This is a genomic window from Citrobacter sp. Cpo090, assembly GCF_030332665.1.
Classification (GTDB): Bacteria; Pseudomonadota; Gammaproteobacteria; order Enterobacterales; family Enterobacteriaceae; genus Citrobacter; species Citrobacter portucalensis.
In genome coordinates this window covers 450,393-463,476 of sequence record NZ_JAOWHK010000031.1, presented here as the reverse complement: position 1 = coordinate 463,476, position 13,084 = coordinate 450,393, and the positions used below count along the sequence as shown (strand labels likewise).

At 53.1% G+C, this 13,084-nt stretch carries 11 protein-coding genes; 7 read left to right on the top strand and 4 right to left on the bottom strand.

What is annotated here, in order from left to right:
* The first annotated feature begins 1 nt into the window (after position 1).
* Positions 2–346 (top strand): gamma-glutamylcyclotransferase family protein, encoded by a 345-nt coding sequence (locus tag OGY83_RS17180; RefSeq protein WP_003025723.1) that lies wholly within the window; start codon positions 2–4, stop codon positions 344–346.
* Between the two features lie 58 nt (positions 347–404).
* Here OGY83_RS17180 and OGY83_RS17175 read toward each other — a convergent pair whose 3' ends face one another.
* From OGY83_RS17175 to ppa, 3 genes are all read right to left on the bottom strand, one after another.
* Complete coding sequence (locus OGY83_RS17175) at positions 405–2,414, bottom strand: TonB-dependent receptor domain-containing protein (RefSeq protein ID WP_286636407.1); 2,010 nt, start codon at positions 2,412–2,414, stop codon at positions 405–407.
* A gap of 84 nt (positions 2,415–2,498) precedes the next feature.
* Positions 2,499–3,569: a 7-bladed beta-propeller protein YncE gene (gene yncE, locus OGY83_RS17170; RefSeq protein WP_286636406.1), complete on the bottom strand. Its 1,071-nt coding sequence runs from the start codon at positions 3,567–3,569 to the stop codon at positions 2,499–2,501.
* Positions 3,570–3,767: 198 nt separating this feature from the next.
* Entirely contained in the window at positions 3,768–4,295 is a 528-nt protein-coding gene (gene ppa / locus OGY83_RS17165) for an inorganic diphosphatase (RefSeq protein ID WP_004098041.1), read from the bottom strand.
* A gap of 309 nt (positions 4,296–4,604) precedes the next feature.
* Here ppa and ytfQ point away from each other — a divergent pair, with 309 nt between their 5' ends.
* From ytfQ to OGY83_RS17140, 5 genes are all read left to right on the top strand, one after another.
* Positions 4,605–5,561 (top strand): galactofuranose ABC transporter substrate-binding protein YtfQ, encoded by a 957-nt coding sequence (gene ytfQ, locus OGY83_RS17160; RefSeq protein ID WP_003025728.1) that lies wholly within the window; start codon positions 4,605–4,607, stop codon positions 5,559–5,561.
* 121 nt (positions 5,562–5,682) lie between these two features.
* Entirely contained in the window at positions 5,683–7,185 is a 1,503-nt protein-coding gene (gene ytfR / locus OGY83_RS17155; RefSeq protein WP_048212855.1) for a galactofuranose ABC transporter, ATP-binding protein YtfR, read from the top strand.
* Between the two features lie 13 nt (positions 7,186–7,198).
* Positions 7,199–8,221 carry a galactofuranose ABC transporter, ATP-binding protein YtfT gene (ytfT, locus tag OGY83_RS17150; RefSeq protein WP_008323019.1) on the top strand — a complete coding sequence of 341 codons (1,023 nt, stop codon included), beginning with the start codon at positions 7,199–7,201 and terminating at the stop codon, positions 8,219–8,221.
* Positions 8,208–9,209, top strand: coding sequence for a galactofuranose ABC transporter, permease protein YjfF (yjfF, locus tag OGY83_RS17145; RefSeq protein ID WP_286636405.1), 1,002 nt, complete (start codon positions 8,208–8,210; stop codon positions 9,207–9,209). Before ytfT ends, yjfF begins: the two co-directional genes overlap by 14 nt.
* A 103-nt stretch (positions 9,210–9,312) precedes the next feature.
* The gene (locus tag OGY83_RS17140; RefSeq protein ID WP_286636404.1) at positions 9,313–10,425 is read left to right on the top strand and encodes a methyl-accepting chemotaxis protein; all 1,113 of its coding nucleotides are present in this window, start codon (positions 9,313–9,315) and stop codon (positions 10,423–10,425) included.
* A 76-nt stretch (positions 10,426–10,501) separates the two neighbouring features.
* On the opposite strand, the gene fbp is transcribed toward OGY83_RS17140, so the two are convergent.
* Positions 10,502–11,500 carry a class 1 fructose-bisphosphatase gene (fbp, locus tag OGY83_RS17135; RefSeq protein ID WP_286636402.1) on the bottom strand — a complete coding sequence of 333 codons (999 nt, stop codon included), beginning with the start codon at positions 11,498–11,500 and terminating at the stop codon, positions 10,502–10,504.
* Positions 11,501–11,675: 175 nt separating this feature from the next.
* Between fbp and mpl the strand changes: the two genes are divergently transcribed.
* The gene (gene mpl / locus OGY83_RS17130) at positions 11,676–13,052 is read left to right on the top strand and encodes a UDP-N-acetylmuramate:L-alanyl-gamma-D-glutamyl-meso-diaminopimelate ligase (RefSeq protein WP_174770779.1); all 1,377 of its coding nucleotides are present in this window, start codon (positions 11,676–11,678) and stop codon (positions 13,050–13,052) included.
* The last annotated feature ends 32 nt before the right edge of the window (positions 13,053–13,084 follow it).

Genomic DNA, 13,084 nt, shown 5'->3' with positions numbered 1-13,084 from the left:
AATGCGAATATTTGTCTACGGCAGTTTACGAACCAAACAAGGCAACAGCCACTGGATGACCAATGCCCTGTTGCTGGGAAATTTCAGTATCGACAACTACCAGTTGTACAGCCTGGGCCACTATCCAGGCGCCGTTCCGGGAAATGGGACAGTACACGGGGAAGTTTATCGTATTGATAACGCCACGCTGGCAGAGCTTGACGCTCTGCGTACCCGCGGCGGTGAATACGCACGCCAGTTAATTCAAACGCCGTACGGAAGTGCATGGATGTACGTGTACCAACGTCCGGTTGATGGCTTAACGCTGATTGAAAGCGGTAACTGGTTAGACAGAGACCAGTACTGATATATCGCCTACCAGAATAAACAACGCCGCCCTCGGGTGGCGTTGTTTTATTCAGGATTTAAAACTCCACGCGCGCGCCGAGGTTATAGCGGCGGCCTTCCACCTGCGCGGATTCATTCCATGCAGTCGTCAGTTTCGGATCCTCATCCAGCACGTTGTAGATCCCTGCCATCAGCTGCGTGTGCTTATTGAGCTTATAACGTACGCCTACGTCGACCATCGTGTAGTCATCGTACTTATAGTTATTGCCGCTGTTGCGGTTACTGCTGCGGTAATTCACCGTACTCCATACGTCCAGACTCTGCGTTGCCGCCCAGTTCAGCGACAGGTTCGCCATATGGCGCGGATAATCGTTGAGCGCGTAGCCTTTGTTTACGCCGCTTTTCTGCTCGCTGTGGTTCCAGGTGTAGTTAGCATTGGCTTTCACATCTGCGCTAATCTGCCAGTCGGCATTAAGCTCTATACCGTACACATCCGCCTTGCTGACGTTGAAGTATTTACTGACGGAGTCCGCCTTGTAGCCATTCACGGAGCACTGATTCGTCGATGTGGTTTCGCAAATGGTTTGTTCGGCAATTTTGTCTTTGAACTGCGTGTAGAAGACGGTGCTATCCAGTGACAGCGCATTCCCCGTCCAGTAGAGGCCCAGCTCAGAGTTAACGCTTTGTTCTGGTTTCAGATCGTCGTTACCGACGGTCAGGAAGGGATAAGGTACAGTTGAGCCGTATGGGGTGACAAAGTCGCTGGATGTCGCACGCAGCTCAGGTTTTTTATAACCTGCGGAAACGCCGCCCTTCAGCGCCCAGTCATTGCTGAAGGCCCAGTTACCGTACATTTTCGGCGTAATATGTGTGCCAAAGTTATCATCTTGGTCCATACGCGCTGATGTGGTCAGGATGAAGTCGTCAATGCTCCAGCCGTCTTCAGCAAACAATGCCCAACCGTTACGGCTGATTTTGGTCACTGGCTCAGATCCGGGCAGCGTTTTGTTGGCCACATCAAAGCGGTCATTCAGCTCTTCGCGGGTGAAATTCGCCCCAACGGTCAGTTTATGGTTGTCGAGCGTGAAGGTGGTTTGCGAATTGGCGACGTAGTTCTCCATCAGCACATACTGCGGCGACTGGCTGTCATAAACGTACTTCGAACGGCCTTTTTCATAGTTTATGTAGTTGGTCGTTGCGATGGTGTCGTCGGCATACCAGCCGGTATGCGTTAGGGTGGCGGCGTTACGATCGAACAGCCATGACCACGGCGCACCGCGCTTTTGGGTACGGTTTTTCTCCTGCTCACCGGTGACCACATTGAGGTCGAACAGGTTATTTTCGCTGGCGGCCAGGCCCAGCGTCATATCAACGGATTTACGGTTGTGTTTGCCGAAATAGTTATTGCGATCGTCATCGCGACGGTCGAGCCAGTCGGCCGCTACGCTAAGGCCGAGAACATCGGGCACAATCGGCCCCATGGTAAACAAATTCATCTGGCTGGTATTACCCAAATACTGGTGCTCCTGAAGCCAGGTATTGGCGGCAATTGCCGTTGTCCACTCTTTTGCGCCATACGGTTTTTTGGTAATCACGTTGACCACACCGCCGATGGCATCTGAGCCGTACAGCGAGGACATGGGCCCGCGGATAACTTCGATACGCTCAATGGCCTCCATCGGCGGTAAGAAGTTGGCTTCAGTACCGATGTCATGTCCGTAAGGGCGAGATTCACCGGTATTTTGTTTGACGCTGTTGACCATAAAAGCGGTATAGGACGGGTCCATGCCGCGGATCATAATGCTGCCAGCGTTCATGCCGCTGCTGTTGGTAACCGAGACGCCAGGAAGGTTTTTAATCGCTTCACCAATGCTACGGTCCGGCTGAATATCCAGTGTTTTACGATCGATAACGGAAATGGTGGCCGGCGCTTCGCGCTTTTGCTGCGAGAACCCGGATGCGGTGATCACCATTTCATCTTCGCTATTGCGTGAGGTTTCGGTGAGTTCTTCTGCCTGAGTGGGGAAAATAACACCGCCTGAGAATGCAACGATCCCTGTCAGCGTAATAAGTTGACGCGTTTTCATAATATAGACACCTGAAAAGTAAAAAATAAAAGCATCACCTTGCAGCCCAGAAAAGCTGCAAGGTGTAAGAAGCGTTTTTAATTATTAATATTTGGAGAGGTCGATTTTTAGCACGTAGTCGGGCTTCACACCTGCCATTTTTTCCGGCTGTTTGACGCTGACATACAGGGTGTTGGCATCAGACGAGAGCGCCAGGCTATTAGGTAACGCATTGGTTTCAATGCTTTGTTTTACCTGATAAGTCTTGCTGTCCACAATGCTGATGCGTTTTGCATTTCGGTGGGTGATATAAACTTCCTGGCGTTTTTCGTTATATATCACCGCCAGCGAGTTGATAACCTTAATGGGGGCAATAACCTTACCGGTATTAATATCAACAACCAGTACATCCGCTAAATCAGGATCGGTCAGGAATGCGCGATTATTTTTTGCATCCAAAGCAATATTCAGGAAAAAATGTTTTTTGCCTGGTTCAATGCTAAAGCGGCTAATAATTTGATGGTTGGTGGTATCCAGTGTAATAAGTTCGTTGCGGCCATTTACGACATACAGGCGGTTCTTATTTGCATCGACGGCCATGCCGGTCGGATACTGGCCCATGTTTTCAAGGGTAGCGATTTTCTCGAGCTTTTGCGTATCCACCACCCAGACAATACCCTTTTCAGCCACGCCGGAAACGTACAGGCGGTGATGCTGTTTATCGAGCACCATTTCGCGGGTATGGACAATTTCTTTCGGGTTTTTGGCTTCGCTCAGTTGCAGTATCGCCAGCTCTTTCCCGCTGCGGGTATCGATAAGCGTGACCGAACCTTCCAGTGTGTTGCCGACATACAGCACCTGATTTTCTTCATCCAGGGCAGTGGCAAAGGCACGACGGCTGGTTTCGATAACTTCAGTCGTGGTGAGCTTTTCCAGATCGAGTTTATAGATAAGCCCGCTGGTTTTATCTTTATCAAACGACGGCGACGAGGCAGCAAAAAGCGCATTCTGCTGGCTATCAACCGCCAGTTCATACACGCCGTTGCCAACGTCGTGGGTCAGAAAATCTTTCTCAGGTAGCGTCTGCGCCACGCTGGACAGGCTGGTAAATAACAGTGCTGTGGCGAGAGCCACGCAGGAATAGCGTTTCAGGGACTTCACATTGTGGAGGTTCATTGACTTTTATTCACATTTATTTACATGTTGTGAATGATAATGAGATCTAATCTCATTCGCAATTAAGATAAATGAAATGTGACTACCCAATCTGGTAGGTCAAAAAGAAAACAGCGAAGGGGAGGGGAAAAGAAAGTAGAAATTAAAAAACCCTTACTAACCAGGGGCTGGCGTTCAGGGCTTTATGCTAACGCGAACTTACTTCTTCGCGCGCTCGAAGGAAGCAACGATTTCAGCTTTAGCAGCTTCAGCGTTGTCCCAACCGTCAACTTTTACCCATTTGCCCGCTTCGAGATCTTTGTAGTGTTCGAAGAAGTGGGTGATCTGCGCTTTCAGCAGTTCCGGCAGGTCGTTCACGTCTTTGATGTGATCGTATTCTTTGCTCAGCTTGGTGTGCGGTACTGCAACCAGTTTCGCATCTTCACCGGATTCGTCAGTCATTTTCAGTACGCCAACCGGACGGCAGCGGATCACTGAACCTGGCTCCAGCGGGTACGGAGTCGGGACCAGAACGTCTACCGGGTCACCGTCCAGAGACAGGGTGTGGTTGATGTAACCGTAGTTGCACGGATAGAACATCGCGGTGGACATGAAGCGGTCAACGAACAGGGCGCCGCTCTCTTTGTCAACTTCGTATTTGATCGGATCTGCGTTGGCAGGGATCTCGATAACAACGTAGATATCTTCCGGCAGGTCTTTACCGGCAGGGACGTTGAGTAAGCTCATGTCTGTTTCCTTTAAATAAGCTATGGCAAACAAGTGGCGGGTATTATAGCCAACTCGCGCGGAATGTCTCCGCTTGTTTTCGCTTTCTCTGCGTGCATTTTCTTCTTTTTACCACTCTCTCATGACAGAAAAATCCATATCTTCAGCCGCATTTTTCATAGCGAGATGAAAGCGATTACAAAGTTGTGATTAACGTTTTATTTACTTTTTTGAAGTGTGATGTAACGCAATCCGTTACATGCTCAATTGTCTATAGTTTTTTCGCGACGGTTTATTAACCAACAATAATCACCCTACGAGGACGCACTTATGTGGAAGCGCTTACTTTTAGTCACAGCAGTTTCGGCAGCCATGTCGTCTATGGCAATGGCAGCCCCTTTAACCGTAGGATTTTCGCAGGTTGGCTCTGAATCCGGCTGGCGCGCCGCAGAAACCAACGTCGCGAAAAGCGAGGCCGAAAAGCGGGGAATTACGCTGAAAATTGCTGATGGCCAGCAAAAGCAGGAAAACCAGATTAAAGCAGTCCGCTCATTTGTTGCGCAGGGCGTCGACGCTATCTTTATTGCGCCGGTCGTGGCAACGGGTTGGGAGCCGGTTTTAAAAGAAGCTAAAGATGCCGACATTCCGGTCTTTTTGCTCGATCGTTCCATCGATGTAAAAGACAAATCTCTCTATATGACCACCGTCACCGCTGACAACGTGCTGGAAGGCAAATTGATCGGCGACTGGCTGATTAAACAAGTGGACGGCAAGCCGTGTAACGTCGTTGAGCTGCAAGGGACCGTTGGGGCCAGCGTGGCGATCGATCGTAAGAAAGGCTTTGCTGAAGCTATTGCCAGTGCGCCAAACATCAAAATTATTCGCTCTCAGTCCGGCGACTTTACCCGCAGTAAAGGGAAAGAAGTGATGGAGAGCTTTATCAAAGCGGAAAACAACGGCAAGAACATCTGCATGGTTTACGCCCACAACGATGACATGGTGATCGGTGCGATTCAGGCGATCAAAGAAGCGGGCCTGAAACCTGGCAAAGATATTCTCACCGGTTCTATCGATGGCGTACCGGATATCTACAAAGCGATGATTGACGGTGAAGCCAACGCCAGCGTCGAACTGACGCCAAATATGGCTGGCCCGGCATTCGACGCGCTGGAGAAATTCAAAAAAGACGGCACGATGCCTGAGAAGCTGACCATTACCAAGTCGATCCTCTATCTGCCGGATACGGCGAAAGAAGAGTTAGAGAAGAAGAAAAACATGGGCTACTAGTTTTGCTGTCGGTCTTGCGTAGGCCGGATAAGGCGTTACGCCGCCATCCGGCATTTATTGCCTGATGGCGCTGCGCTTATCAGGCCTACGAAACGCCGTGATTTCGTAACGGAGGAATGCCATGACCACCGACCAACATCAGGAAATCCTCCGCACCGAAGGATTAAGCAAATTCTTTCCCGGCGTCAAAGCGTTGGATAACGTGGATTTCAGCTTGCGTCGTGGCGAGATTATGGCGCTGCTGGGAGAAAACGGAGCCGGCAAATCGACGCTCATCAAAGCGCTGACCGGCGTTTACCATGCCGATCGCGGCACAATCTGGCTCGAAGGCCAACCGATCTCCCCCAAAAACACCGCCCATGCCCAACAACTGGGGATTGGCACCGTGTACCAGGAAGTGAACCTGCTGCCCAATATGTCGGTTGCCGATAACTTATTTATTGGTCGTGAACCGCGGCGTTTTGGCCTGCTTCAGCGCAAGCAAATGGAAAAACGCGCGACGGAGCTGATGGCGTCATACGGTTTTTCCCTCGACGTACGCGAGCCGCTGAACCGCTTTTCCGTGGCGATGCAACAGATCGTCGCCATCTGTCGGGCAATCGATCTCTCCGCGAAAGTGCTGATCCTCGATGAGCCGACTGCCAGCCTTGATACCCAGGAAGTTGAAATGCTGTTTGGTCTGATGCGACATCTGCGCGATCGCGGCGTCAGTCTGATCTTCGTCACCCACTTTCTCGATCAGGTTTATCAGGTCAGCGATCGCATTACCGTCCTGCGTAACGGCGGCTTCGTTGGCTGCCGTGAAACCCGCGAGCTGCCTCAGATCGAACTGGTCAAAATGATGCTGGGGCGCGAACTGGATACCCATGCGCTACAGCGTGCGGGCCGCACCTTGCTGAGTGATAAACCGGTGGCGGCATTCAGCGGCTTTGGCAAAAAAGGCACCATCGCGCCGTTTGATCTACAGGTGCGTCCCGGTGAGATCGTCGGTCTCGCCGGACTACTGGGATCCGGGCGAACGGAAACGGCGGAGGTGATCTTCGGTATTAAACCCGCCGACAGCGGAAGTGCGCTGATCAAAGGCAAACCGCAGACTTTGCGATCGCCGCATCAGGCTTCGTGTCTGGGGATCGGTTTTTGCCCGGAGGATCGCAAAACGGATGGCATTATTGCCGCCGCCTCGGTGCGGGAAAACATTATTCTGGCGTTGCAGGCGCAGCGTGGCTGGTTGCGGCCTATTCCACGGAAAGAACAAAACGAGATTGCCGAGCGGTTTATCCGCCAGCTCGGAATTCGCACCCCCAACGCTGAGCAGCCGATCGAATTTCTCTCCGGCGGCAATCAGCAAAAAGTACTGCTCTCGCGCTGGTTACTGACCAAACCGCAGTTCCTGATCCTTGATGAACCCACGCGTGGGATCGACGTCGGCGCGCATGCGGAGATCATCCGCCTGATCGAAACGCTGTGCGCGGATGGTCTGGCGCTGCTGGTCATTTCATCCGAACTGGAAGAGTTAGTGGGCTATGCCGATCGGGTCATTATTATGCGCGATCGCAAACAGGTGGCCGAGATCCCACTGGCTGAACTGTCCGTACCGGCGATCATGAACGCCATTGCGGCCTAAGGAGACTATGGTGATGCCTCAATCTCTCCCTCAATCCAATCCGCCTAAACGGCGGTTCCGTTGGCCAAAGGGGATGCCACAGCTGGTGGCGTTACTGCTTGTGTTGCTGGTGGATAGCCTGGTCGCCCCGCACTTCTACCAGGTGATTTTGCAGGATGGTCGTCTGTTTGGTAGCCCGATTGATATTCTCAACCGCGCCGCTCCCGTTGCACTGTTGGCGATTGGTATGACGCTGGTGATTGCCACCGGCGGCATCGATCTTTCCGTGGGGGCCGTCATGGCTATTGCTGGCGCTACTACTGCGGCGATGACGGTGGCCGGGCACAGTCTGCCGGTGGTGCTGCTTGCCGCCTTAGGCTCCGGCATTCTGGCTGGGCTGTGGAATGGGATTCTGGTGGCCATCCTCAAGATCCAACCGTTTGTCGCCACGCTTATCCTGATGGTGGCCGGGCGTGGAGTGGCGCAGCTTATCACCTCCGGGCAGATCGTCACCTTTAACTCGCCCGAACTGTCATGGTTTGGCAGCGGCTCGCTCTTACTGTTCCCTACGCCGGTAATTATTGCACTTCTCACGCTGGTGGTGTTCTGGCTGCTGACGCGGAAAACGGCGCTGGGTATGTTTATCGAAGCGGTGGGTATCAACATTCGTGCGGCAAAAAACGCCGGGGTGAACACCCGTATTATCGTGATGCTCACCTATGTGCTGAGCGGCCTGTGCGCGGCTATCGCTGGCATTATCGTCACGGCGGATATCCGCGGGGCAGATGCCAATAACGCCGGATTGTGGCTGGAACTGGATGCCATCCTGGCGGTGGTTATCGGCGGCGGTTCGCTGATGGGCGGGCGCTTTAACCTGCTGCTGTCGGTGGTAGGCGCATTGATTATTCAGGGCATGAACACCGGGATTTTGCTGTCGGGCTTCCAGCCGGAACTGAATCAGGTGGTCAAAGCCGTGGTGGTGTTGTGTGTGCTGGTCGTGCAGTCACAACGCTTTATCAGCCTGATAAAAGGAGTGCGTGGTCATGATAAAACGTAATTTACCGCTGATGATCACCCTCGGCGTGTTTGTGCTGGGCTACCTTTACTGCCTGACGCAGTTTCCCGCTTTTGCTTCCACCCGGGTCATCTGCAATATCCTGACCGATAACGCTTTTTTAGGGATTATTGCCGTGGGCATGACCTTCGTGATCCTCTCTGGCGGGATCGACCTTTCCGTTGGCTCGGTGATCGCCTTTACCGGCGTATTTCTGGCGAAGGCCATTGGTTATTGGGGGATTTCCCCGCTGCTGGCGTTCCCTTTGGTTTTGCTGATGGGCTGCGCGTTTGGCGCGTTTATGGGGTTACTGATTGATGCGCTGAAGATCCCGGCATTCATCATTACCCTGGCGGGAATGTTCTTCCTGCGCGGCGTCAGCTATCTGGTCTCAGAAGAATCCATCCCGATTAACCATCCGGTTTATGACACGCTCTCAAGCCTGGCATGGAAAATTCCCGGCGGTGGTCGCCTGAGCGCGATGGGATTGCTGATGCTGGCGGTTGTCGTCATCGGCATATTCCTGGCGCACCGTACGCGCTTTGGTAATCAGGTTTACGCGATTGGCGGCAACGCCACCTCTGCCAACCTGATGGGCATCTCAACCCGCAGCACCACTATCCGCATTTATATGCTGTCTACCGGGCTGGCGACGCTTGCCGGCATTGTTTTTTCCATTTATACCCAGGCGGGCTATGCGCTGGCGGGCGTTGGCGTTGAGCTGGATGCGATTGCTTCAGTCGTGATTGGCGGAACGCTGCTCAGCGGCGGCGTGGGAACGGTGTTGGGTACGCTATTTGGTGTGGCGATCCAAGGGCTGATCCAGACCTACATTAATTTTGACGGAACATTAAGTTCCTGGTGGACGAAGATCGCGATTGGCATTTTATTGTTTATTTTTATAGCGTTACAGCGTGGTCTGACGGTGCTTTGGGAAAATCGTCAGAGCTCGCCGGTTACCCGAGTGAGTACGGCGGCAACACCAAAGTAACATCCTGATTTTTCACAAAACATTTAAATACCTAAACTTTTTCCGGTTGTAGTCGATAGGTTCTGTACAGGTCTGTTTTAACCCTACAACCGGAAATATAACGATGCCAAAATCCCTTTCAATTCGATCAAGTTTGTTGGTGTTATTGTCTTTGCTGACGTTCCTTCTGTTACTGACCGGTGGTATGGGGCTATATGCCTCTACACGCGTCATTACCTCATTGATCTATCACGGTATTATGAGCGCTGCGATGTTGGCCGCTATCGCATTGCTGGCGGTTATTTGGTTTATGCTGCGAAATAAGTTTCTCAAACCGTTGGATACCATGGTTGAGCAACTGGAACGCCTGGCAACGGGGGACTTATCGCCGGTTGCCGCGCTGTCGGCCAGCGCCGAATTCAACCGCCTGAACGCGGCAATGGATGACATGCGCCATGCGCTGGGCGACTCGGTACAGCGCGTACGCGATGCCAGTTCGCAAATTGATATTGGCAGTCGTGAACTAACGGCCGGGAACCAGCATCTGGCGCAACGCACTGAATCAACGGCCACTTCGCTGGAGCAGACCGCCGCCAGCATGGAAGAACTCACGGCGACGGTGAAACAGAATGCGCAGAACGCGGAACAGGCGCACCAGCTGGCAAAATCGGTGTCGGATACCGCCGATCGCGGCAGCGAGATGGTGTGCTATGTGATCGAGAAAATGCGCGATATTTCCGGCAGTTCCAGCCGAATCGCCGACATCCTCAGCGTAATTGATGGCATTGCTTTCCAGACCAATATTCTGGCGCTCAATGCTTCCGTTGAAGCGGCGCGAGCTGGTGAGCAAGGGCGGGGCTTTGCGGTTGTTGCAGGTGAAGTGCGTAATCTGGCCAGCCGCAGCGCCGAGGCGGCCAAAGAGATCCGTACGCTAATCAGCGACTCACACACCCATGTGGGGGAGGGCAGCGAACTGGCGCAGCAGGCGGGCGAAACCATGGATGAAATCGCGACCGAGGTTATGCGTATGACCAAACTGATGCGTGAAATTGCCAGTGCGTCCCAGGAACAGAGTCGCGGCATAGAGCAGGTGAATATCGCGGTGATTCAGATGGATGAAACGGCGCAGCAAAACGCGGCGCTGGTACAGCAGTCTTCAGCGGCTACCCGCTCGCTGGAAGAACAGTCTTCAGCGCTAATCGAAGCAATGGCCGTATTTAAGCTACAGAAAGCGTAACCGGACGATGGATTTTGTAGGCCGGATGGCGGCGTAAACGCCTTTATCCGGCCTACGTTCGTGCGATGAATGATACTTACGCGTCCGGGAACTCGCGGATAAAGCGTTCTACATCTTCAACCATATGGTCGTTACCCACGAAGAAGGAGCGGCGCTGGTGCAGGCTTTCTGGGGTGATATCCAGAATGCGTTCTTTACCATCGCTGGCTTTGCCGCCCGCCTGCTCGGCCAGGAAGGCCATCGGGTTGCATTCATACAGCAGACGCAGTTTCCCCTGCGGGTGGCTGGCGGTGCTTGGATACAGGTAGATCCCGCCTTTCAGCAGATTGCGATGGAAGTCCGCAACCAGAGAGCCAATGTAGCGTGAGGTATACGGGCGATGGGTTGACTTATCTTCTTCCTGGCAGAATTTAATGTACTTCTTCACGCCGTTCGGGAATTTGATGTAGTTGCCTTCGTTAATGGAGTACGTGCTGCCTTTCGCCGGGAAGCGCATACGTTCCTGGCTGAGGCAGAATACGCCCAGAGAAGGATCGTAGGTGAAGGCGTGTACGCCACAGCCGGTGGTATACACCAGCATGGTGGAAGAACCATAAACAACGTAGCCCGCAGCAACCTGCTTGTTGCCCGGCTGCAGGAAATCCTCTTCCGTGACCGGCGTGCCGACTGGGGTAACGCGGCGATAAATAGAGAAAATCGTACCCACAGAGACGTTAACATCGATGTTGGATGAGCCATCCAGCGGATCCATCAGCACAACATATTTTGCGTGTTCACAGCCTTCGAAGACGACGATTTCATCTTCTTCTTCTGAGGCAATGCCCGCCACAATGTCGCGCGCCTTCAGTGCAGCTTTCAGTTTTTCGTTCGCGAACAGATCGAGTTTTTGCTGAACCTCTCCCTGCACGTTCTCAGCACCGCTGGCACCCAGGATATCGACCAGACCGGCCTTATTGATATCGCGGTGGATGATCTTGGCGCCCAGCTTTATTGCCGACAACAAAGCAGTGAGTTCACCGGTAGCATGAGAAAACTCGTGCTGCTTTTCGACAATAAATTCACCTAACGTTTTCATAACACTTTCCCTGCAATTTATGTGGAGTAAAGCGACCGCAACAATATTAACAAATATTTCCATTGCTGCGCTTAGGTGAATCGCGCCAGCAAACTGCGGAATATCCTGAAATGCGTTTCTCACTTGCCGGACATGTGCGTAAAATGGCCCCCAGATTAAAAAAGGATAGTGACGTATGCGCATTCATATTTTGGGAATTTGTGGCACTTTCATGGGCGGTCTGGCGATGCTGGCGCGCTCGCTCGGTCATGAAGTAACCGGTTCGGACGCCAATGTGTATCCGCCGATGAGTACCTTACTTGAGAAGCAAGGCATTGATCTGATTCAGGGTTACGATGCCAGCCAGCTCGACCCGCAGCCGGACCTGGTGATCATCGGCAATGCCATGACCCGTGGCAATCCGTGCGTGGAAGCGGTGCTGGAAAAGAACATTCCGTACATGTCTGGCCCGCAGTGGCTGCATGACTTTGTATTGCGCGATCGCTGGGTACTGGCGGTTGCGGGAACGCACGGCAAAACCACTACCGCCGGAATGGCGACCTGGATCCTCGAAGCCTGCGGCTATAAACCTGGCTTTGTGATCGGCGGCGTTCCGGGCAACTTTGAGGTTTCCGCGCGCCTCGGCGAGAGCGACTTCTTCGTGATTGAAGCGGATGAGTACGACTGCGCGTTCTTCGACAAGCGTTCTAAATTCGTGCATTACTGCCCGCGCACGCTGATCCTCAACAATCTTGAGTTTGATCACGCGGACATCTTTGACGATCTGAAAGCGATTCAGAAACAGTTCCACCACCTGGTGCGTATCGTGCCGGGCCAGGGACGCATCATCTACCCGGAAAACGACATTAATCTGAAACAGACGATGGCGATGGGCTGCTGGAGCGAACAAGAGCTGGTGGGTGAACAAGGTCACTGGCAGGCGAAAAAAATGACCACCGATGCTTCCGAGTGGGAAGTGTGGCTGGACGGTGAAAAAGTTGGCGAAGTGAAGTGGGGCCTGGTCGGCGAACACAACATGCACAACGGCCTGATGGCGATTGCAGCCGCGCGTCATGTTGGCGTCGTACCTGCGGATGCGGCCAATGCATTGGGCTCGTTCATCAACGCCCGTCGCCGTCTTGAGCTGCGCGGTGAAGCCAATGGCGTGACGGTGTATGACGATTTCGCCCATCACCCGACGGCCATTCTGGCAACGCTTGCCGCACTGCGCGGTAAAGTGGGCGGCACGGCGCGCATCATCGCGGTGCTGGAACCTCGCTCGAACACCATGAAAATGGGCCTGTGCAAAGATGACCTGGCGCCGTCGTTAGGGCGTGCAGACGAAGTGTTCCTGCTGCAACCCCCGCACATTCCGTGGCAGGTAGCAGAAGTGGCGGAAGCCTGCGTTCAGCCTGCGCACTGGAGTGGCGATGTGGATGCACTGGCAGATATGGTGGTGAAAACCGCACAGCCTGGCGATCACATTCTGGTGATGAGCAACGGCGGGTTTGGCGGCATCCATCAAAAACTGCTGGATGGCCTGGCGAAGAAAGCTCAGGCAGAAGAAGAGTAAAAAAATGCCCGGTGGCGCTACGCTTACCGGGC

Excerpts from the sequence above, each read along its gene's own strand:
- OGY83_RS17180 (WP_003025723.1), top strand. The coding sequence starts at position 2 with ATGCGAATATTTGTCTACGGCAGTTTACGAACCAAACAAGGCAACAGC.
- OGY83_RS17175 (WP_286636407.1), bottom strand. The coding sequence starts at position 2,414 with ATGAAAACGCGTCAACTTATTACGCTGACAGGGATCGTTGCATTCTCA.
- yncE (WP_286636406.1), bottom strand. The coding sequence starts at position 3,569 with ATGAACCTCCACAATGTGAAGTCCCTGAAACGCTATTCCTGCGTGGCT.
- ppa (WP_004098041.1), bottom strand. The coding sequence starts at position 4,295 with ATGAGCTTACTCAACGTCCCTGCCGGTAAAGACCTGCCGGAAGATATC.
- ytfQ (WP_003025728.1), top strand. The coding sequence starts at position 4,605 with ATGTGGAAGCGCTTACTTTTAGTCACAGCAGTTTCGGCAGCCATGTCG.
- ytfR (WP_048212855.1), top strand. The coding sequence starts at position 5,683 with ATGACCACCGACCAACATCAGGAAATCCTCCGCACCGAAGGATTAAGC.
- ytfT (WP_008323019.1), top strand. The coding sequence starts at position 7,199 with ATGCCTCAATCTCTCCCTCAATCCAATCCGCCTAAACGGCGGTTCCGT.
- yjfF (WP_286636405.1), top strand. The coding sequence starts at position 8,208 with ATGATAAAACGTAATTTACCGCTGATGATCACCCTCGGCGTGTTTGTG.
- OGY83_RS17140 (WP_286636404.1), top strand. The coding sequence starts at position 9,313 with ATGCCAAAATCCCTTTCAATTCGATCAAGTTTGTTGGTGTTATTGTCT.
- fbp (WP_286636402.1), bottom strand. The coding sequence starts at position 11,500 with ATGAAAACGTTAGGTGAATTTATTGTCGAAAAGCAGCACGAGTTTTCT.
- mpl (WP_174770779.1), top strand. The coding sequence starts at position 11,676 with ATGCGCATTCATATTTTGGGAATTTGTGGCACTTTCATGGGCGGTCTG.